General features: G+C 62.9%; 18 protein-coding genes. 10 read left to right on the forward strand and 8 right to left on the reverse strand.

Features of this window, described 5'->3' with window-relative positions; all coding sequences use genetic code 11:
- The first annotated feature begins 11 nt into the window (after window positions 1-11).
- The 9 genes from tssC (at window position 12) to FBY20_RS05400 (ending at window position 9,942) form a co-directional block, all read left to right on the forward strand.
- Window positions 12-1,484, forward strand: a complete 1,473-nt coding sequence (gene tssC / locus FBY20_RS05360) for a type VI secretion system contractile sheath large subunit (protein WP_142050546.1) — start codon at window positions 12-14, stop codon at window positions 1,482-1,484.
- 6 nt (window positions 1,485-1,490) lie between these two features.
- Window positions 1,491-1,919: a type VI secretion system baseplate subunit TssE gene (gene tssE, locus FBY20_RS05365; RefSeq protein WP_142050549.1), complete on the forward strand. Its 429-nt coding sequence runs from the start codon at window positions 1,491-1,493 to the stop codon at window positions 1,917-1,919.
- 26 nt (window positions 1,920-1,945) lie between these two features.
- Window positions 1,946-3,712 carry a type VI secretion system baseplate subunit TssF gene (gene tssF, locus FBY20_RS05370; RefSeq protein ID WP_142050552.1) on the forward strand — a complete coding sequence of 589 codons (1,767 nt, stop codon included), beginning with the start codon at window positions 1,946-1,948 and terminating at the stop codon, window positions 3,710-3,712.
- Window positions 3,676-4,695 carry a type VI secretion system baseplate subunit TssG gene (gene tssG / locus FBY20_RS05375; protein ID WP_142050555.1) on the forward strand — a complete coding sequence of 340 codons (1,020 nt, stop codon included), beginning with the start codon at window positions 3,676-3,678 and terminating at the stop codon, window positions 4,693-4,695. The genes tssF and tssG overlap by 37 nt, the downstream gene beginning before the upstream one ends.
- Entirely contained in the window at window positions 4,692-6,050 is a 1,359-nt protein-coding gene (tagH, locus tag FBY20_RS05380) for a type VI secretion system-associated FHA domain protein TagH (protein ID WP_142050558.1), read from the forward strand. The genes tssG and tagH overlap by 4 nt, the downstream gene beginning before the upstream one ends.
- Window positions 6,047-7,057: a type VI secretion system lipoprotein TssJ gene (gene tssJ, locus FBY20_RS27910; protein WP_142050561.1), complete on the forward strand. Its 1,011-nt coding sequence runs from the start codon at window positions 6,047-6,049 to the stop codon at window positions 7,055-7,057. Before tagH ends, tssJ begins: the two co-directional genes overlap by 4 nt.
- Window positions 7,054-8,391 (forward strand): type VI secretion system baseplate subunit TssK, encoded by a 1,338-nt coding sequence (gene tssK / locus FBY20_RS05390; protein ID WP_142055812.1) that lies wholly within the window; start codon window positions 7,054-7,056, stop codon window positions 8,389-8,391. Before tssJ ends, tssK begins: the two co-directional genes overlap by 4 nt.
- 1 nt (window position 8,392) lies before the next feature.
- The gene (gene icmH / locus FBY20_RS05395) at window positions 8,393-9,220 is read left to right on the forward strand and encodes a type IVB secretion system protein IcmH/DotU (RefSeq protein ID WP_082586261.1); all 828 of its coding nucleotides are present in this window, start codon (window positions 8,393-8,395) and stop codon (window positions 9,218-9,220) included.
- A 125-nt stretch (window positions 9,221-9,345) separates the two neighbouring features.
- Window positions 9,346-9,942, forward strand: coding sequence for a PIN domain-containing protein (locus tag FBY20_RS05400; RefSeq protein ID WP_082586279.1), 597 nt, complete (start codon window positions 9,346-9,348; stop codon window positions 9,940-9,942).
- Window positions 9,943-10,001: 59 nt separating this feature from the next.
- Here the strand turns inward: FBY20_RS05400 and FBY20_RS05405 are convergent, their stop codons facing one another.
- The 6 genes from FBY20_RS05405 to rpsO form a co-directional block, all read right to left on the reverse strand.
- On the reverse strand, window positions 10,002-11,507 hold the full coding sequence (locus FBY20_RS05405) for a tripartite tricarboxylate transporter permease (protein ID WP_142050564.1): 1,506 nt from the start codon (window positions 11,505-11,507) through the stop codon (window positions 10,002-10,004).
- Between the two features lie 10 nt (window positions 11,508-11,517).
- The gene (locus tag FBY20_RS05410) at window positions 11,518-11,940 is read right to left on the reverse strand and encodes a tripartite tricarboxylate transporter TctB family protein (protein ID WP_056321452.1); all 423 of its coding nucleotides are present in this window, start codon (window positions 11,938-11,940) and stop codon (window positions 11,518-11,520) included.
- A gap of 557 nt (window positions 11,941-12,497) precedes the next feature.
- Entirely contained in the window at window positions 12,498-13,715 is a 1,218-nt protein-coding gene (locus tag FBY20_RS05415) for a threonine ammonia-lyase (protein WP_142050567.1), read from the reverse strand.
- 13 nt (window positions 13,716-13,728) lie between these two features.
- Window positions 13,729-14,454, reverse strand: coding sequence for a hypothetical protein (locus tag FBY20_RS05420; RefSeq protein ID WP_056321446.1), 726 nt, complete (start codon window positions 14,452-14,454; stop codon window positions 13,729-13,731).
- 192 nt (window positions 14,455-14,646) lie between these two features.
- Window positions 14,647-16,809, reverse strand: a complete 2,163-nt coding sequence (gene pnp, locus FBY20_RS05425) for a polyribonucleotide nucleotidyltransferase (RefSeq protein ID WP_142050570.1) — start codon at window positions 16,807-16,809, stop codon at window positions 14,647-14,649.
- A gap of 90 nt (window positions 16,810-16,899) precedes the next feature.
- The gene (gene rpsO, locus FBY20_RS05430) at window positions 16,900-17,169 is read right to left on the reverse strand and encodes a 30S ribosomal protein S15 (RefSeq protein ID WP_006223612.1); all 270 of its coding nucleotides are present in this window, start codon (window positions 17,167-17,169) and stop codon (window positions 16,900-16,902) included.
- Window positions 17,170-17,483: 314 nt separating this feature from the next.
- On the opposite strand from rpsO, the gene FBY20_RS05435 reads away from it, so the two are divergent.
- On the forward strand, window positions 17,484-18,002 hold the full coding sequence (locus tag FBY20_RS05435; RefSeq protein WP_056321438.1) for a hypothetical protein: 519 nt from the start codon (window positions 17,484-17,486) through the stop codon (window positions 18,000-18,002).
- A 96-nt stretch (window positions 18,003-18,098) separates the two neighbouring features.
- Here the strand turns inward: FBY20_RS05435 and pssA are convergent, their stop codons facing one another.
- Window positions 18,099-18,872, reverse strand: coding sequence for a CDP-diacylglycerol--serine O-phosphatidyltransferase (pssA, locus tag FBY20_RS05440; protein ID WP_062840424.1), 774 nt, complete (start codon window positions 18,870-18,872; stop codon window positions 18,099-18,101).
- 200 nt (window positions 18,873-19,072) lie between these two features.
- Window positions 19,073-20,089, reverse strand: coding sequence for a ketol-acid reductoisomerase (gene ilvC / locus FBY20_RS05445; protein ID WP_056321433.1), 1,017 nt, complete (start codon window positions 20,087-20,089; stop codon window positions 19,073-19,075).
- Between the last annotated feature and the right edge of the window lie 12 nt (window positions 20,090-20,101).

A 20,101-nucleotide genomic window follows, 5' to 3' on the forward strand; every position in this document is an offset into this window, starting at 1 on the left:
AGGACAAGCGCATGAAGGCTCAAGCCAGCGTTGCACCGGAAACGAAACAAAGCCAGGGACTGCTCGAGCAGATCATGGCGCAGACCCGAATCGAACCCACGCACGAGGGTTATGCCGTCGCTGAACGGGGGGTCGCGGCATTCATCGGCGAAATTCTAAAAAGCGATGAACGCGAGCAGCAGGTAAATAAACAGCTCGTCGACCAGATGATTGCGGAAATCGATCGAAAAATCGGTCATCAAATGGATGCGATTCTGCATCACAAGCCGCTGCAGGAACTCGAATCCGCCTGGCGTGGACTCAAACTGCTGGTGGACAGGACGGATTTTCGGGAAAACATCAAGATCGAAATCCTGCACGTCACCAAGGACGAATTGCTCGACGATTTTGAAGGCTGCGGCGACATCACGCGCAGTGGTTTGTATAAGCACGTGTATACCGCCGAATATGGGCAGTTCGGCGGCGAGCCGATTGCCAGCATTGTGGGCAACTACACGTTTGGCCCCTCGGCGCCCGACATCAAGCTGCTTAGCTATGTCGCCTCGGTTGGCGCAATGGCCCACGCGCCGTTCCTCGCCGCGGCCGGCGCCGAGTTCCTGAACCTCAAGAGTTTCCAGGATCTGCCCAATCTGAAGGAAGTGAAGGACATTTTCGAAGGTCCGCGCTTTGCGAAATGGCGCGGCCTGCGCGAATCCGAAGACGCCCGCTATCTTGGACTGACCATGCCGCGCTTCTTGCTGCGCCAGCCCTACGATCCCCTTGAAAACCCCACCCGCAGCTTCGTGTACCGCGAGACGATCGCAGGCGACCATGACAACTATCTGTGGGGCAACACGTCCTACCTGCTCGCCAGCCGTATCACCGAGAGCTTTGCCAAGTATCGCTGGTGCCCGAACATCATCGGACCGCAATCCGGCGGCGCGGTCGACGACCTGCCGGTGCACCTGTACGAATCCCTGGGACAACTGCAAGCCAAGATTCCCACTGAAGTGCTGGTGTCCGACCGCAAGGAATTCGAGTTGGCCGAAGAGGGTTTCATCCCCCTGACGATGCGCAAGGACAGCGACAACGCCGCCTTCTTCTCCGCCAACTCGGTGCAAAAGCCCAAACGCTTTCAAAAGACGCCCGAAGGCCAGGAGGCACAGACCAACTACAAGCTGGGCACGCAGCTGCCGTACATGTTCATCATCAACCGCCTGGCGCACTACATCAAGGTCCTCCAGCGCGAGCAGATCGGCAGCTGGAAGGAGCGGCAAGATCTGGAACGTGAGCTCAATGGCTGGCTCAAGCAGTACATCGCGGACCAGGAAAGCCCGTCTTCCGATGTGCGCAGCCGCCGTCCGCTGCGCGCGGCCAAAGTCCAGGTGCAGGACGTTGCCGGCAACCCGGGCTGGTACCAGGTTTCGCTGGCCGTGCGCCCGCATTTCAAGTACATGGGCGCCAACTTCGAGTTGTCGCTCGTGGGCCGCCTGGACAAGGAATAACGCGGCATGCCCAGAACAACCGGGCAGGCGAGCCTGTTCGAGCGGCTGACTCCGGACGCGCCGCCGCGGCGCGTCCGGTCACGCCAGGATGCCGCAGCGGCGCGCATCCTGGCGATCAAGCGTCATCTCGAGCTGATCCTCAACAGCCGTCAGGGGTGTTCGCTGAGCACGCCCGGCCTGGGTCTGCGCGACTTCAATGACGCCGCCATCGGCAGCGCCGACCTGCTGCTCCGCGTCAGCCAGGACATCCGCCAGTCGGTGGCCAAGTTCGAACCTCGGGTCCGCGTGCTGGCGGTTCGCGCCCGCCCCGATGCCTCGCGTCCGCTTGACCTGACTTTCCGGCTGGACTGCCTGGTTCCCCTTGCCAACGCCGCCGAACAGGTCGAGATTGACCTCATCATCCACCGCCCGGATCGACTCGCGCGAATCGTATAGCCATCGCCCAAGGAGGCGCATCGAACATGCCGTTGCGGGGAAAATTCCGCGAAGAAATGGATTACCTGCGCAGGCTCGGCCGCGAGTTTGCACGCGACAATCCGCAGCTATCGCAGTTTCTGGGCGACGAAGCGGCCGACCCCGATGTGGAGCGGCTGCTGGAAGGCTTTGCGTTCCTGACGGCCAAGCTAAGGCTCAAGATCGAAGACGACCTTCCCGAGCTGACCCATTCGCTCCTGCAACTCTTGTGGCCGAATTACCTGCGCCCCCTGCCCAGCGTGACCATCATGCGGTTCGACCCGGTAGATCGCGCCATCACGACGCGGCAGGTGATACCAAAGGGTACGCAGATCCTGTCTCACCCCGTCGAGGGAATCCGTTGCGAGTTTCGCACCTGCGCGGACGTCACGATCTATCCGCTACGTATCCAGGAAGTCAGCGATGCGCACTCGCGCGAGAAGTCCATCATGCGTGTGGACCTTGCACCGATGGCGGGAAATTCGCTGGACAGCTTCGACTGCGATCAGCTCGACTTTCACCTGAGCGGTGACGACACCACAGCACTGACGCTGTACTTGTGGCTATCCCGGTACTTGAGCGAGATACGGGTGGAATGCGGGGGACAAACGCGCCAGCTGTCGCCGCGCCAGGTGAGCTTTCCCGGATTCTCTCCCGAAGAAGCGTTGCTTCCCTATCCGAAGAACGTGTTCGACGGCTATCGGATCCTCCAGGAATACTTCATCTTCCCCCGCCGCTTTCAGTTCTTCAGCCTGACGGCCTTACGTTCACTCTGGCCGGCGGACAGCCACGGCAACGTCCGCGTGGAGTTCCATTTCTCGCGCCCCATGCCCGCCGACATCCGGCTGCGCAACAACGACCTGATGCTGTACTGCACGCCCGCAGTGAATCTGTTCGAGCACGATGCAGAGCCCATCAATCTGAATGGCCGTCAGGCAGCGCAACGGATTCTGCCGGGGGGACAACGCCAGGACGCTTACGAAATCTTCAGCATCGACAAGGTGAGCGGCTGGCACCGCAAGGCGGATGGCCAGCGCGGAGAATTCCTGCGTACCTTCCATCCGTTTGAATCACTGCAGCACGAGATCGAACATGCGCAGGGCCGGTCGGCCCTCTACTACCGAACGCGGATCGAGAAGGAATTGGCCAGCGACGGCGTGCGGCATCGGATTTCGTTCATCCGAAGCGACGAGACCCATTACATCGATGAGGATGAAACCGTTTCGCTTGCGCTGACCTGCACCAACAAGGACCTGCCCCTATCCCTCGCGGTTGGTGACATCTGCCTGCAAACGCAAACCACGCCAACGTTCGCACGCTATGGCAACGTCACAAGGCCCACGCCGTCATATCGGCCGGTCCTGGACGGCGAACTGCAATGGACGCTGATTTCCAACCTGTCGCTCAATTACCTGTCTTTGCTGTCGACAGAGCCGCTGAAGGCGGTACTTCGCGGCTACGACTTCGCGGCGCTGCATGACATTCAGCGCGCCCGCGCCACGCGAAAGCGGCTGGACGGCATCGAAGGCGCGGTCACCACACCGACGGACCTGCTGATGAAGGGCCTTCCCATCCGCGGCCTCAAGACAAGCATCCGGCTGGATCCGCAGGCCTTCCTGTGCGAAGGCGACCTGTACCTGTTCGGCACGGTGCTCAGTCACTTCCTCGCCTTGTACGCGAGCATCAATTCCTTTCACCTGCTGGAAGCCACCAACACCGGCAACAACGAGCGCTACGAATGGCCCCTGCAGACCGGCAAACAACCGCTGATCTAGCTGACCATCTGCTGGCTGACGCGAAGAACTTTGATTTCTTCCGCCTGCTCGAGCAGTTGCACGGCTTGCACGGCGACAACCTGGAAGCCCCCGACAGCGCGGCGCCGGAGCGCCAGCGTGTGCGCCTTGGCAGCTCCGCAGGACTGGGATTTCCGGCGTCCGACGTCGAGTTGGCCGAACGCATGCCCGCGTCCGCCAGCAGCGACTACCGCGTGCAAGCCACTTTTTTCGGCCTGCAGGGACCGGATTCCCCCCTGCCCGGCTTTTATCTGGATCGGCTCGCTTACGAATACGGCCAAGGTATTGGCATCCGTCCGGCATTTCTGGACTTCTTCCATCACCGGCTGCTGACGCTGCTGCATCAGGCCTGGCGCAAGTATCGCTATTACGTGCGTTTCCAAAGGGAGGCGCAGGATCGGTTCTCGCGCTACGTTTTCGCCATGGTGGGATTGGGGGACTCGGAGCTACGCGGCGTGACCCCCATCGCCTGGAGCCGCCTGCTGAGTTATGCGGGCGCGATTGCGGGGCGCAGCCGTTCAGCGCAGGTGGTCGCGGGCATCATTGCGCACTGTTTCGACCTCAAGACGGTGCGCCTGCGGGAGTTCGAGCCGCGATACATGCACATCAACCCTGGCCAACGGCTAACGCTGGGAAGGCGCAACGGAACGTTGGGCGATTCCTTTGTGATCGGCGATCGTGTACGTACACGCTATAGCAAGTTCACCATCGTCATTTCCGACCTTGATCAAAGACGTTTTCGCGAGTTCCTGCCCAGCGGCGAGAATTTCGAACGCCTGCGCAAACTGATCGACTTCCTGCTGCGCGACCCGGCCGCTTATGACCTTGAACTCGGGTTGCGGCAGGAAGAGGTCCCGCCCTTCAACCTGGGACGCGCCAGCGGCGCGCATCTGGGTTGGACCAGCTTCGTGGCGCATACGGTCGTGCGCCGCGCCTCCCACGTCAGAATCAAGGCGCGCTTATGACAACCCCCCTCTCCGAGCGCGGCATCGTGCTCGTCGTCGCCAATCCCCAGGCGCTGCAGCATGGCAGCACGCCCCGGCATCGATTTGACTTGAACGGCGGCACCATAGGCAGCCACGGCGCAAGCTGGACCTTGGTGGACAAGGCGGGACGCGTGCTTGCGTTGCACTGCGAGATCCGCCACAGCGACGACGCATTCTGCGTGATAGACCGATCAGGATTCACTCGTGTCAACGATGCGCGCGACCCCTTGGGCGTGATGGTGGGCGCGCGCCTGAGCGACGCCGACGTCCTGCACATTGGGCCGTACAGGGTTACGGTGCACCTGGACGACGCGCTGCATGCGATGCCGGATGCTTCGCGCCATCTCGCCCAGTATGACGTGAGCGAGATCCTCAATGCGCATCGCGCCGCAATGGACGATTTGCCGGCCGACCGCTATCCGTTCGATCAGGCCCGCGGCACACACGGCGCGGATGCCGCCTTCCAGGCTTTGGCTGCCGCCCGCGATTCCCGCACCGACCTTGACCCGCTGCGCGCCCTGGACGCCGCGGAACAACCTTCGTTCGCCCCGCCCTCGCCACTGGATGCCGGCAATGCGCGGGGCGCAGCGCTTGCGCCCACCCAGCCGGACCTGGCCTCCACCCGTTACGTTGCGGTCGCCGGCTCGCCCAAGATCACTTCTGGAGACTTCAGCATGTCGCAGTCACGCGAACCCACTCTTACCGACCCCGGCAGGACGGCCCCGGCGGCGCCCTCCTTTGGCGATTCTGCGCAGGCGGCGCTGGCGCTGCTTCAGGGCATGGACGTGGCGCTCGATGACATGGACGCGCAGGCGGGCCGTGCACTGCTGGTCGAAGCCGGGCAGGCGCTCGGCGCGGCCATTCGAGGCATTGCTGCGCTGTACGACGCCACGGAGCCTCAAGAGTCGCGATTGGCGATGAACACGCTGACGCTGCAGCCCATCGAGGACAATCCGCTGCGCCTGGGCCAAGGCTATCCGGACACCGTGCGCGCCTTGTTCTCGCGAGAGCGCAGCGTCGTGCATCTGTCGCCCAAGGCCGCGGTCGAAGAGACGATGACGCAGTTCAAGGGGCATCAGGCCGCCATTATCAAGGGAATCGAAGCGGGGCTGGATGCCCTGCTGCAAGCGTTTTCTCCCGAGGTGCTGGTGAAACGCTTCCGCCGCTATGGAAATGAAGATTCCGCCCATGCGGGCTCGAACGACTGGGCATGGCGAATGTACACGCATTACTACGAAGAACTCCGCTCGGCACGCCAGCGCGGTTTCGAGAAACTGTTCTGGGAAGTTTTCGCGCAGTCTTACGAACGCGCCGTGCGTGCGGAGGCCCAATGAAACGTCCGATCCTGGCCGGGCTTGCAGTCAGCATGCTCGTCGGGTGCGGCACGGTGGGCGAGGTCCTGACCAAGACAGGGCAGATCCTGATGGACCCGTCGATACCAGTGGGCGCCCCGGACGATCAGCCCAGCCTGATCGGTCTGAGCCTGTACGCCGCCGACGACGTCAATCCAAATCCCGAGAGCGCCCACGTGCCGCAGCCTGCGGATTTGTCCGGCACCGCCCAGCCGGGAGGCGATGCGAGCGGCGATGCATTCGAAATCAGCTTGCGATCGGGCAACCGGCACGATTTGATCGGCGAGTTGCGGGCGCTGCTCGACGAACTCGAGGACACAGCGGCGTCGCCGCAATCGATGAGCCGTGTCGATCGCGGCTCATCCCGCGTCTCCCAAGCCCGTGTCGTCGTGGCCCTATCGCCGCTTCCCGCCAGGCTAGATGTATCGCCCCACTACCTGCCCAACCGCGGATTCGGCGCCCCAGCCGCGGCGGCCAGCCAGCACCTGACAAGCGCCCCCTCCCCCCTCGCGCTTGTGGATGAGGACATTGCCGACCCGCAGGCGCACGCGCCGGCGCGCGGTCTTGGGCAGTACAGCCAAGGACTGGATATCGCCGCTCTCCCGACCGCCACTCCATCGCGCAGCCTGGCCACGCCCATTGCGTTCAAGGTATTGCAACTCAAGGACGATTCGCTATTGTTGAACGCAGACCCGCTGCTATTGGCCAAGGACCTGGAAAAAGCGCTGGGGACCACCTTCGTGACGCAGGACGACTACGTTCTGCAGCCCGGGCAGTTCAAATACATCGACTTCGCCCGCATCCGCCCGGACACGCGATATGTCGCCATCGTGGCCGACTTCCACGCGCAGAACGGCGCTGTGTGGAAGCAGGCTTTCCGTCTGGAGCCAAAGGGACGCCGGTATGCCCTGCTGCTGACGCTGAGCGGCACGCGCGTCGCCATCACCGACGAAAGCCATCGTCCCTTGCAATCGAGTTCCAATCCATGACATCACGCAATCCCGTTATCTGGAGCGAGGGGCTTTTCGTCAAGCCTCAGCATTTTCAACAGCAGGCGCGCGCCGCCGAGCACCACGCCAATCAGCGCATCAGCGGGGTCAGCGAAAACCTGTATGGGTTCAGTGAACTGGAGTTGAACCAGGAATACCTGAGCTTTGGAAAGATTGCGATTGTGCGCGCGCGCGGCGTCATGCCCGACGGAAGCGTATTCGACATCCCCAACGATCAGCCTCCTCCGGTGCCGCTGCCCATCACCGACGCCTCGGCCGTAAACCAGACCGTGTACCTGACGTTGCCGCTGCGTTCCGATGGCGTGCTGGAGGTGCAATGGCCCGAGACCTACGCCAATGCCCGTTACGTGACGCGCAGCGAAGAGGTGCGTGACACGCACAGCCAGGAGGGCGATTACGTACCGATGAACCTGGCGGCCTTGAATCTGCAACTTGCGCTGGAGCGCGACGACCGCAGCGCGTTTACAGGCATTGCCTTATGCCGCCTGCTCGACCGCCGTCCGGATGGCAGCCTGCTGCTGGACGAATCGTTCTACCCCACGGGAATCTCGCTGAATGCGATTCCTCCGCTCAAGCGCTATCTCGGGGAGATCGCCGGTCTCATGCGTGAGCGCGCCAAGAACATCGCCGAACGCATCGGCTCTCCCGGCCAGGCCGGCGTCGCCGATGTGACCGATTTCAACCTGCTGCTGGTCCTCAATCGCCTGCATCCGCTGTTCCTGCATCTTTCCCGATTGCGCCGCGTCCATCCAGAGCAGCTGTACGTCGCTTTCAGCCAGGCTTGCGGCGAACTGGTCACCTTCACCGACGAGGGCCGAATTCCTCAGGAGTACCCGGCCTATCAGCACGACGATCCGCGCGCGTCGTTCCGCGTGCTGGAAGACACGTTGCGGCGTGCGCTGAGCACGGTGCTTCAACCCCGTGCGGTTTCGCTGCCCATCGAACGTCAACAATACGGCGTGCTGACCTGCGCCGTGCACGACCGGTGCCTGTATTCGGAAGCCGACTTCATCCTGGCGGTGCGCGCGCGCATGCCGCTGGACACGTTGCGGCAGCAATTCGTGCAGCAGGCCAAGGTGACGTCGATGGAGAGGCTGGGCGAACTGGTCAGCCTGCAGCTCCCGGGCATTCCGTTATTGCCTTTGCCCGTCGCGCCGCGCCACCTGCCGTTTCATGCGGGATTTACCTACTTTCAGTTTGATCGAAGCCACCCAAGCTGGCAGATGATGCGAGAGACGGCGGGGTTTGGTTTCCACATTGCCGGGGATTATCCGGAAATGGAATTGCAGTTCTGGGCGATCAGGAGCCAATGACATGAGCACAATCCAGAATATAAATGCCGAGCCGGAGGGATTTTTTCGAACAAGTCCCGTCGCGGCGATCGAGCAGAAAGGTCTGATCGCATTCGACACCATTGAAAATATCGATCGCGACCCCGATCTGAATTTCCAACTGCGGGGGCATGGCTATAACCCCTTGGTCGACGGCGCACTACCATTATTCGCGCTGGTCATCCGCCTTCGCAAACTGGCGACTTATGAAGGCGTGGAGCAACTTTATGGCGCCGTACGCGACCAGATCGCAGCGCTGGATGAGGAAATCCGCCAGCACGATTACGACAGCGCCACGCAACTGGCCTATCGGTATGCCTTGTGCAGTTTCATCGACGAAGCGGTCATGGGCACGCCCTGGGGCGCGCATTCACGGTGGGCCGAACGGTCACTGCTCAGCGTGAATCACAACGAAACCTGGGGCGGTGAAAAGTTCTTCACGGTTCTGTCGCGCATGATGATGGACCGCACCAAATACCGCGATGTCCTGGAATTCAAGTACCTGTGCCTGTGCCTAGGCTTCAAAGGCAAATACGGCATGCAACATAATCAGAACGAAGCGCTTCAGGGGATTATTTCCAAATTGCATCGCGAGCTCCGTGCAATGCGTGGCGAGACGCCCGAAGTGCTTACCGATGCGCAAGAGAATATCGTTTCTAGCCGCTATCGCGTTGGCCGGCTTTGGCCCTGGTGGACGCCGTGGGTGAGCGCGGTGGTGGTATTGACGGTCATTTACGGCGCATTCGCCGTCAGCCTGCACGGGACCAGCGATCTGGTGCTGCAAGCGTTGGACGAAATCCTGAAGAAGTAATGCGTGGTCGGGCAGAACGCCAGAAAAAACACTATCCTTCTGCCTCGCCTTCCATTTTTCCGCCCGCCCGGGCGTCCGCGGCGCGCAGCGTGTGCGCGTTTTCCGGACCCGCGGCCGTACCGATCTTGAGCCTGCCCCCTCCTTCTCCCCCGTTTATCGTCCTGGACGCCTGCGTCCTCATGTCTGGCATCCTGCGCCGGCTGTTGCTGCGGCTGGCCGAGGCCGGTGTGTTTCAGCCCGTGTGGACCGAGCGCATTGGCGAGGAATGGCGCCGCAACGCCTGCCGGATCTGGGATATTCCGCCCGAGGTGATGGCCGATTTCTGGGCGGACATGAACGCGCGGTTTCCGGCGGCCCTGGAATCCGACACGCAGGTCTATGAGGCGTCGCTGCGCTATAGCGACCCCAAGGATTTCCATGTGATCGCGGCCGGGCTGGCGCGGCGCGCGCGCTGCGGGCTGCCGCAGACGCCGACCGTCCAGGTGCTGACGTGGAATCTGAAGGACTTCAACCGTTCCGAGCTGCGCCGCCAGGGCCTGGACGTCTACAACCCGGACCGGATGCTGGTGCAGTGGTGGCACGCGGGGTCCGAAAACATGCAGGATGCGATCGCGCAGATTCCGGCGGACTATGTCGCGCTGGGCCGCGACCCGGAGCCGTTGACGGCAACCCTGCATCGGGAACGCCTGTACGGCCTGAAGAACCTGGTGGCCCGGCAATAAAAAAAGGGTCTGGCCGGCTTGCGCCGAACCAGACCCGGAGCCAACCGGATCCAGAAAAGTCAGTCGACCTCGACGAAGGCTTCGTCGCGCTTCTTGCGCAGCGCGGGCAATGCCACCAGCACCAGCAGGATCGCGGCAAGCGCGAGCAGCGTGGCCGACAGCGGGCGCGTGACAAAGGTGGAGAACTCGCCACGCGACAGGAGCAGCGCCCGGCGGAAGTTTTCTTCCATCATGGGCCCCAGCACCAGGCCAAGCAGCAGTGGCGCGCCTTCACACCCCAGCTTGCTCCACACGTAGCCGATGATGCCGAAGATGGCGAACATGAAGATGTCGAAGGCGTTGTAATTCAATGAATACACCCCGATCGTGCAGAAGACCAGGATCGCGGGAAACAGCATGCGATACGGCACGCGCAGCAGCTTGACCCAGATGCCGATCAGCGGCAGGTTCAGCACCACGAGCATCAGGTTGCCGATCCACATCGAGGCGATCAGCCCCCAGAACAGCTCGGGGTGGCTGGACATGACCTGCGGACCGGGCTGGATGTTGTGGATGGTCATCGCGCCGACCATCAGCGCCATCACGGCGTTGCCCGGGATGCCCAGGGTCAGCAGCGGGATGAACGAGGTCTGCGCGCCGGCGTTATTGGCCGATTCGGGACCGGCCAGACCGGCCGGGTGGCCCTTGCCGAAGCGTTCCGGCTCTTTCGAGAGCTTCTTTTCCAGCGTGTAGGACGCGAACGCCGACAGCACCGAACCGCCGCCCGGCAGGATGCCCAGGGCCGAGCCCAGCGCCGTGCCGCGCACGATGGCCGGCGCGGCCTCGCGGAATTCCTGGCGGTTGGGATACAGAGATCCCACCTTGTCGGTGATCTCGACCCGGTTTTCCTTCAGTTCCAGGTTGCTCATGATTTCCGACAGGCCGAACACGCCCATGGCCACGATGGCGAAGTCGATGCCGTCCTGCAGTTCGGGAATGCTGAAGTCGTAGCGCGCAACGCCCGAGTTCACGTCGGTGCCGACCATGCCCAGCAGCAACCCGAGCAGGATCATGCAGATGGCCTTGGGCAGCGAGCCCGACGCCAGCACCACGGCGCCGATCAGGCCCAGGGCCATCAGCGAGAAGTACTCGGCAGGCCCGAACGCAAAGGCCACTTCGGCCAGCGGCGGCGCAAAGGCGGCGATCAGCACGGTGGCGACGCTGCCCGCAAAGAACGAGCCGATGGCTGCCAGCGATAGCGCGGCCCCGGCCCGCCCGTTTCGGGCCATCTGGTGCCCGTCCAGCACGGTCACCACCGCCGAGGTCTCGCCCGGCAAGTTCACCAGAATGGCCGTGGTCGAGCCGCCATACTGCGTGCCGTAGTAGATGCCGGCCAGCATGATGAGGCCCGCGGTGGGCGGCAGCACGTAGGTGATGGGCAGCAGCATGGCGATGGTCGGCACGGGTCCGAGTCCCGGCAGCACCCCCACCAGCGTGCCCAGCAGGCAGCCGATGAATGCGTAGGTCAGGTTTTCGGGGGTGAATGCCACCGAAAAGCCCAGCATCAGGTTTTGAAGCAGTTCCATGTCCGGTACCTCAGTTGGTCAGCACGCTGGGCCACAGCGGAAAGATGAGACCCAGCCCGCGAATGAACGCGAGGTAGGAGAACGCCACGAGGAACAGGCCGTTGGCGACGGCGACCTTCCAGTTGAATTCGTGGCTGGCAACGCTGCTGATCAGGACGAGCAGGAATACCGAGAGATACAGCCCGAGATAGCGCAGGGAAAAGCCGTACAGGAACACGGACCCGACGACGAGAAAGAGGATGCGAAAGTCATAGCGGCCGATGGTCGTGGTTTCGGCGCGGGGGGACAAGGCGCTCATCAGCACCGTCGCGCCCATCAGCGCCAGCACGATGCCGAGCCAGAACGGAAAGTAGCCGGGGCCCATGCGCGCCGCGGTTCCCATGGAATACGTGGTCGCCTGCAAGGCGAAGCCTCCTCCCACCACGATGAACATCACGCCAGACCAGAAATCCTGTCTGTTTCTTATCAATCTGCTTTCTCCCTAATTCGTCGCAGCCAGCAAAAGACAGCCTCAACTGCGAACGTTTCTCTTTCGACGAAGCCGCTTCAACGGGCGGCAACGACATGAACGCGGGATGGTAAATCGTGGAACGACATAATCCATATCGGTATCAACCATGACTTCCCGGGGGATATCCCTAGAACACGGAATGGACGCCGGGCGGTCGAGGGCCGGTATGAATATGGTGATGCAATCCAGGAACATCGCCCGAAAAGACCGTTTTTCGGGGAAGTTAGCCCGACGCCAAAAAGTTCCATGAAAAATTCAACGCCCGAAGTCCTGAAATATGCAGATGCATTTTTTCGGGGTCAGAGGTGCGCGTGGGGCCAAGTCAGTCGCACCTAGGCCGCAAACCTATTCGGCCCTTCAGCCGGTCAATGCGTGGGCCTCGCCCATGAAAAATCGCTCCCGCCAAAAGTTCGGCGGGAGCGACAGTTTTCTGACAGGAAATTGAAAGCAACGGCGGCGTGTCGACGCCGCGCGGCGGATCAGTGGTCGTGGTTGCTGGCGGCGAATCCCGCCGCGTTCAGGATGTCGATCACTTCCTGGATGTGCTCGGGGCCTCGCGTCTGGAGGACAAAATCCACCTCGACATTGCGCACCGGCAGCGACGTGAACGCGCGCTGGTGATGCACTTCCGTGATGTTGGCTTGCGCGTCGGCAATGAGCTTGGTGGCGTGGGCCAGCGCGCCCGGCAGGTCGCGCAGGTCGACGCGGATGCGCGCCAGGCGTCCGGCGCGAACCATGCCGCGCTCGATCAATTCGCCCAGCATCAGCGGATCGATATTGCCGCCAGTGAGCACCAGCCCGATGCGTTTGCCCTTGTAGCGGTCGCTGCCCTCTTCCTGCGCGCGCAGCAAGGCGGCCAGGCCAGCGGCGCCGGCGCCTTCGACGACGGTCTTTTCAATTTCCAGCAGCACGACGATGGCATGCTCGATGTCCGCCTCGCTGACCAGCTCGATCCGGTCGACCAGCCGGCGCACGACGGGCAGCGTCAGATCGCCGGGCGATTTGACGGCGATGCCCTCGGCAATGGTGTACTGCCCCGGCGGCATGGTCGCGCCCTGGACGGCGGCGTACATGGCCGGAAAACGCTCGGTCTGCACGCCCACGATCTCGATGGCGGGGTTCACGGCCTTGGCGGCCGTGGAAATCCCGGAGATCAGCCCGCCGCCGCCGATGGCGATGACCAGGGTATCGAGCTCGGGCTGGTCTTCCAGCATTTCCAGCGCGACGGTGCCCTGCCCGGCCATGACGGCTTCGTCGTCATAGGGGTGGATCATGATGAGGCCGCGCTCCTGGGCCAGTTCGTAGCCGCGCGCCTTGGCGTCATCGAAGGAGTCGCCCGCCAGGACGACTTCGGCGCCGAAGCGCCGCGTATTGGCGACCTTCACGGTCGGGGTGAACCGCGGCATCACGATCACCGCCGGCACCCCCATGCGCTGCGCATGGTAGGCCACGCCCTGGGCGTGATTGCCCGCCGAGACCGCGATCACGCCCTTGGCGCGTTCGGCGTCCGATAGCGTGAGCATGCGGTTCAACGCGCCGCGCTCCTTGAAGGACGCGGTGAACTGCAGATTCTCGAACTTCAGCCAGATCTCGGCGCCGAAGATGTCGGACAGCGTGCGGGACAGGGTGAACGGGGTCTTGAGCACCTGCCCGCGCAGGTTCTCGCGGGCGGCCTGGATGGATGCGATATCGATCACGATGGAAATCCTGTTAACGCACAGGCAGGAAGTTGAAGAGCAACAGGCCCTGGGCGTAGTTGATGCCGATGCGCCGGGAGTTTTCGCCGAGCAGGTTGGCGATCAGGTCCAGCCGGCCGATGATGGCGCCGAACTCGCGCTCGAAGCTGAGATTCGTGGCGTTCGGGGAAATCTCATTGGCCAACAGCAGCAGTTCGCCCTGGTTGTTGCGGCGCGTGGCCAGCAGCCAGGCTGCAGCCTCGACGTTCCGAGCGGCATTGTAGACCCGCTGGCCATCCAGGGCGTCGGTGGCGTACAGGCGTGTCTTGCCGTTGTGCGCGGCGATGATGGTGTCGGCAAGGCCGTAGATGAAGGCGCCGACCCGGTCGCCCGGATAGTTGGGATCCAGCGCAACCGCCAGGATCTGGATGTCGCGCAGACCGGCCAGGTCGCCAGGAGGCACACGCACTTCGATGGAATGCTTGACGCGGTTGACCGCCGTGGCCAGGTCCGGCACGCCGGTCTTGCGCCATTCCCGGGGATTGCGGCGATACAGCTTGTCGAGCAGCGAATACAGGCTGGTCAGGTTGTCTCGCACCTCCAGCGTGACGGTGCGGTTGAAGTCCGTCTGCGCGAACTGGTCCGCCGTCATGTCCTCGCCCTTGGGGCCGCGCTGACCCGGCCCGGGGGGAGTCATGCAGCCCGTCAACAGCGCAGCCAGCAGCGCCGTGGTGACTGCGGTTATCGGCCACGCCGTCATGCCTTGCTCATCCGTCTGCCCCCTTAAATCAAGCGTGAAGCGCGCCGCATCGGGGCGGCGCGTCTCTCGCGCAAGACTTTACAGGAAGGCGGGCGAACTGGGGAGCCGCGGGCCGTCCCGCATGGCTGCCACGGCGCAGGCAAAAAAAAACGACGCCTTGCGGCGCCGTCTTTCAATCAGGAGGCTGCAGGCTTATTCAGCTTGCGGTTCCGATTGGGGAGCGGCTTCGGGAGCGGCAGCGGCTTGCTGCTGCTCGATGCCGCCGATCGCCTTGATGGACAGGCGCAGGCGGCCCTTGTCGTCGGCCTCGATGACCTTGACGCGGACTTGCTGGCCGACCTTCAGCACATCGTTGATGTTCGCGATGCGGTAGTTGGCGATTTCGGAGATGTGCAGCAGGCCGTCGCGGCCCGGCAGCACTTGCACGATGGCGCCGAAGTCCAGCAGACGCAGGACCGAGCCTTCGTAGATCTGGCCCACTTCGACGTCGGCGGTCAGCTCGACGATGCGGCGCTGGGCTTCCTTGGCCTGCGCTTCGTCGACGCTGGCGATCACGATCGTGCCGTCGTCGGAGATGTCGATCTGCGTGCCGGTTTCTTCGGTCAGCGCGCGGATGGTGGCGCCGCCCTTGCCGATCACGTCACGGATCTTCTCGGGGTTGATCTTGATGGTCAGCATGCGCGGCGCGAAAGCCGACAGCTCGCCGCGCGAACCGTCCAGGGCTTCCTTCATCTTGCCGAGGATGTGCAGACGGCCTTCACGGGCCTGGTCCAGCGCAACCTGCATGATTTCCTTGGTGATGCCCTGGATCTTGATGTCCATCTGCAGTGCGGTGACGCCGTTTTCGGTGCCCGCAACCTTGAAGTCCATGTCGCCCAGGTGATCTTCGTCGCCCAGGATGTCCGTCAGCACGGCAAACTTGCCGCCGTCCAGGATCAGGCCCATGGCCACGCCGGCCACGTGATCCTTGATGGGCACACCAGCGTCCATCATGGCGAGCGAGCCGCCGCAGACCGAGGCCATCGACGAGGAGCCGTTGGATTCGGTGATTTCCGACACGAGGCGGATCGTGTACTGGAAGTCTTCCGGAGCCGGCAGCAGCGGCACCAGCGAGCGCTTGGCCAGACGGCCGTGGCCGATTTCGCGGCGCTTGGGCACACCGATGCGGCCGGTTTCGCCGGTGGCGAACGGAGGCATGTTGTAGTGCATCATGAAGCGGTCACGGTACTCGCCCATGAGCGCGTCGATGATCTGTTCGTCTTGCTTGGTGCCCAGCGTGGCCACGACCAGCGCCTGGGTTTCGCCACGGGTGAACAGCGCGCTGCCGTGCGCGCGGGGCAGCACGCCCAGACGCACGCTGATCGGACGCACGGTGCGGGTGTCGCGGCCGTCGATACGCGGTTCGCCGTTCAGGATCTGGCCGCGGACGATGGCCGATTCCAGCGAGAACATGATGTTGTCGACCGTGACGGCGTCGGGAGCCGATTCGCCCTTTTCGGCGGCGGCGGCGGCCAGCTTGGCCGAAACCTCGGCCGACACTTCACGCAGCTTGGCCGTGCGAGCCTGCTTTTCGCGGATCTGGTAGGCGGCGTTCAGGCCTTCCTGGGCGGCGGCGGTGACCGCGGCGATCAGGGCCTCGTCCTTGGCGGGAGCTTGCCAATCCCAATCGGGTTTGCCGGCGTCCTTCACGAGCTCGTGAATGGCGTTGATGACGGTCTGCATTTGCTGGTGGCCATAGACCACGCCGCCCAACATGACTTCTTCGGACAGCTGGTCAGCTTCCGATTCGACCATCAGCACGGCGTTTTCGGTACCGGCGACAACCAGGTTCAGCTTGGAGGACTTCAGTTCCGATGCGGTCGGGTTGATGGTGTATTGACCATCGATGTAACCCACGCGCGCGGCGCCGATCGGGCCATTGAACGGGATGCCCGAGATGGCCAGCGCGGCCGAGGCGCCGATCATGGCTGCGATGTCGGGATCGATTTCAGGATTGACCGACAGCGTGTGCAGGACCACCTGGACTTCGTTGTAGAAGTCTTCGGGGAACAGCGGACGCAGCGGACGGTCGATCAGGCGCGACGTCAGCGTTTCCTTTTCGGAGGGCTTGCCTTCGCGCTTGAAGAACCCGCCCGGGATACGGCCGGCGGCGTAGGTCTTTTCGATGTAGTCGACGGTCAGCGGGAAGAACGTCTGACCCGGCTTGGCCTTCTTGGCAGCCACGACGGTGGCCAGGACGACGGTGTCCTCGATCGACACCACAACGGCGCCGGAGGCCTGGCGAGCGATCTCGCCAGTTTCCAGGACGACCGTATGCTGGCCGTACTGGAACGATTTAGTCACTTTGTTGAACATGACGATTATTCCTTACAAATGAAAAACCGTGGCCGCTGCGACATGCGTCGCACCGACCACGGTTGCGTCATGGGGAGCCAGCCCCGTCGATCACTTGCGCAGACCGAGTTTTTCGATCAGTGCGCGGTACGAATCGGGATTGCGGCCCTTGAGATAGTCGAGCAGCTTGCGGCGACGGCTGACCATACGCAGCAGACCGCGGCGCGAGTGATGATCCTTCATGTGTTCTTTGAAGTGACCGGTCAGCTCGTTGATACGGGCGGTGAGCAGAGCCACCTGAACTTCGGGGGAGCCGGTATCGCCCTGAGCGCGTTGGAATTGCGCAACGATATCGGATTTCTTGATGTCAGCTACAGACATTGATGACCTCTTCGGACATGCGACAGGGCCGAGGCGCCCTGACGTGGTTTGGAAAAAATTTGCGCGAGCCAGGCTTGAATTCGCTTTCTCACTGCTGCCATTGGCGGGATCGGGCAGGACCGGCAAATGAGGCGTGACGCCGTGTTGCGGGCACTGCGACAAGCCACCAGCGGCTGGCGCAAAGGATCTTGCAGAATCAATACATTTGATAAAGCTCGGCGATTATAGCTGATTCGCTAGAATTACCCCAGCAAGGAGACTGGACCCGGCCAATGGCCGGTCGAGGCGGCAACGCCCACCCACAGGAGAAGGACATGATCAGCCCATACCGAATGGTCCGCTTGGCCGCCGCATCGATCGCGCTGGCCGGTCTGGCCGCCTGCGCCAACATGACCGAGGTGCCGCCCGGCACCCCGCTGTCGCAAGTCCAGGCGCAATTTGGCGCGCCCAACTTCGAGTGTCCCCAGGCCAACGGCGGCCGGCGCGTGATCTGGACGCAGCAGCCGATGGGCCAGTATGCGTGGGGCGCCAACGTCGGTCCCGATGAACGGGTCGACCGGGTGATGCCGCTTCTGACCGACGCGCATTTCAAGGTGCTGGAGACGGGAGATTGGGGGCCGGATCGCGTGCGCTGCGAATTCGGACCTCCCGCGCGCATCGACCAGGCCGGGCTGGGCGAAAAGCGCGAAGTCGTCTGGTCGTACCGCTACAAGGAAAACGGCGTGTGGAATTCGCTGATGTACGTCTACATGAGCCGCGACGGCAGCAAAGTGACGCACTTTCATCCCGGGCCGGACCCCATGTACGACGACGACCGGTTCAACTGGTGGTAGATGACCCGACTGGGCTGTCTGCGCCCCGGACCTGAAGGCCCGCCAGAATGAAAAAACCCGCCGGTTTTGAATCGGCGGGTTTCTTTTTGGGTGCCCTCAGGAGGAATGGCCCCGGCGCTCCTGCTGCAGGCGGCGCACCTTGTTCCAGCGCCAGACCCACGTGACCCAGCCCGACAGGCCGTACAGCACGAACAGGCCGAACAGCACCACCGGAGGATCGCTGGACACGAACACGAACACCGCAACGACGAGCAGGATGCCCCAGAACGGCACGCTGCGGCCCAGGGCGAAGCTCTTGCCGCTGAAGAACGGCGCGTTCGACACCATGGTGATGCCCGCGTACATGGTGAGCGTGAACGCCACCCAGGCCATCAGGCTGTCATGGATGGGCAGCTTGTTGTCCACGGCCAGCCACACGAAACCGGCCACCAGCGCGGCCGCGGCCGGGCTGGGCAGGCCCTGGAAGTAGCGTTTGTCGACCACGGCGATGTTGGTGTTGAAGCGCGCCAGACGCAGCGCCGCCCCTGACACATATACGAAGGCCGCCAGCCAGCCCCAGCGGCCAAGATCGTTCAGGATCCATTCGTACATGACCAGCGCCGGCGCCACGCCGAACGACGTCATGTCGGACAGCGAGTCGTATTGCTCGCCGAATGCGGACTGGGTGTTGGTCAGACGGGCCACCCGGCCGTCCATGCCGTCCAGCACCATGGCGACAAAAATGGCGATGGCGGCGACTTCGAAGCGGTCGTTCATGGCCTGCACAACGGCATAGAACCCGGCAAACAAAGCGGCGGTGGTGAACGCGTTGGGGAGCAGGTAAATGCTCCGGTGGCGGTTCTCGGAATCGCGCATGGAAAAATTGGGCATGGTCTCAATAACTTACGACGGACTTTGAAAGGTTAACCTATCTGGCCCTGCTTGCGGGCTACAGCAAGGATCGTGCCCGGCCCAATTGGCGCCAGGGGCCGTAAATAAGCAGGAAAAGGCCAAAAAAAGCGGCATGCCCTTGCGAGGCATGCCGCTTCGATCCTGACCGGCGGGGCCCGAAAGCCCCGCCTGCCCGGGGATCAGTTCTTGGACTTGTCCACCAGCTTGTTGGCGGCGATCCAGGGCATCATGGCGCGCAGCTTGCCGCCCACTTGCTCGATCTGCGATTCCGCGTTGATGCGGCGGCGCGAGGTCAGCGTCGGGGCGCCGGCGGCGTTTTCCAGGATGAACTTCTTGGCGTATTCGCCGGTCTGGATGTCCGTCAGGCACTGGCGCATGGCCTTGCGGGTTTCGTCCGTGACGATCTTCGGACCCGTTTCGTATTCGCCGAATTCGGCGTTGTTCGAAATCGAGTAGTTCATGTTGGCGATGCCGCCTTCATAGATCAGGTCGACGATCAGCTTGAGCTCGTGCAGGCACTCGAAGTAGGCCATTTCGGGCGCGTAGCCGGCTTCCACCAGCGTGTCGAAACCGGCCTTGATCAGTTCGACGGTACCGCCGCACAGCACGGCCTGTTCGCCGAACAGGTCGGTTTCGGTTTCTTCGCGGAAGTTGGTTTCGATGATGCCGGCACGGCCGCCGCCGTTGGCGCTGGCGTACGACAGGGCCACGTCACGCGCGGCGCCCGACTTGTCCTGGTACACGGCCACCAGGTGGGGCACGCCGCCACCTTGCTTGTACGTGTTGCGCACCGTGTGGCCGGGGGCCTTCGGGGCGATCATGATGACGTCGATGTCTTCGCGCGGCACGACCTGGCCGTAGTGCACGTTGAATCCGTGGGCAAACGCCAGGGCGGCGCCCGCCTTGATGTTGGCGTGGACTTCGTTGTTGTAGACCGAAGCGATGTTCTCGTCGGGCAGCAGCATCATGACGATGTCGGCCGACTTGACGGCTTCGGCGACTTCCTTGACTTCCAGGCCGGCGTTGGCGGCCTTGTTCCACGAGGCGCCGCCCTTGCGCAGGCCGACGATGACCTTCACGCCCGACTCATGCAGGTTCAGCGCGTGCGCGTGGCCTTGCGAGCCGTAACCGATGATGGCGACGGTCTTGCCTTTGATGAGGGACAGATCGCAGTCTTTGTCGTAGAAAACTTTCATGTTGTGCTCCAG

The sequence above is a fragment of the Achromobacter sp. SLBN-14 genome, from assembly GCF_006715415.1.
GTDB lineage: Bacteria > Pseudomonadota > Gammaproteobacteria > Burkholderiales > Burkholderiaceae_B > Achromobacter > Achromobacter mucicolens.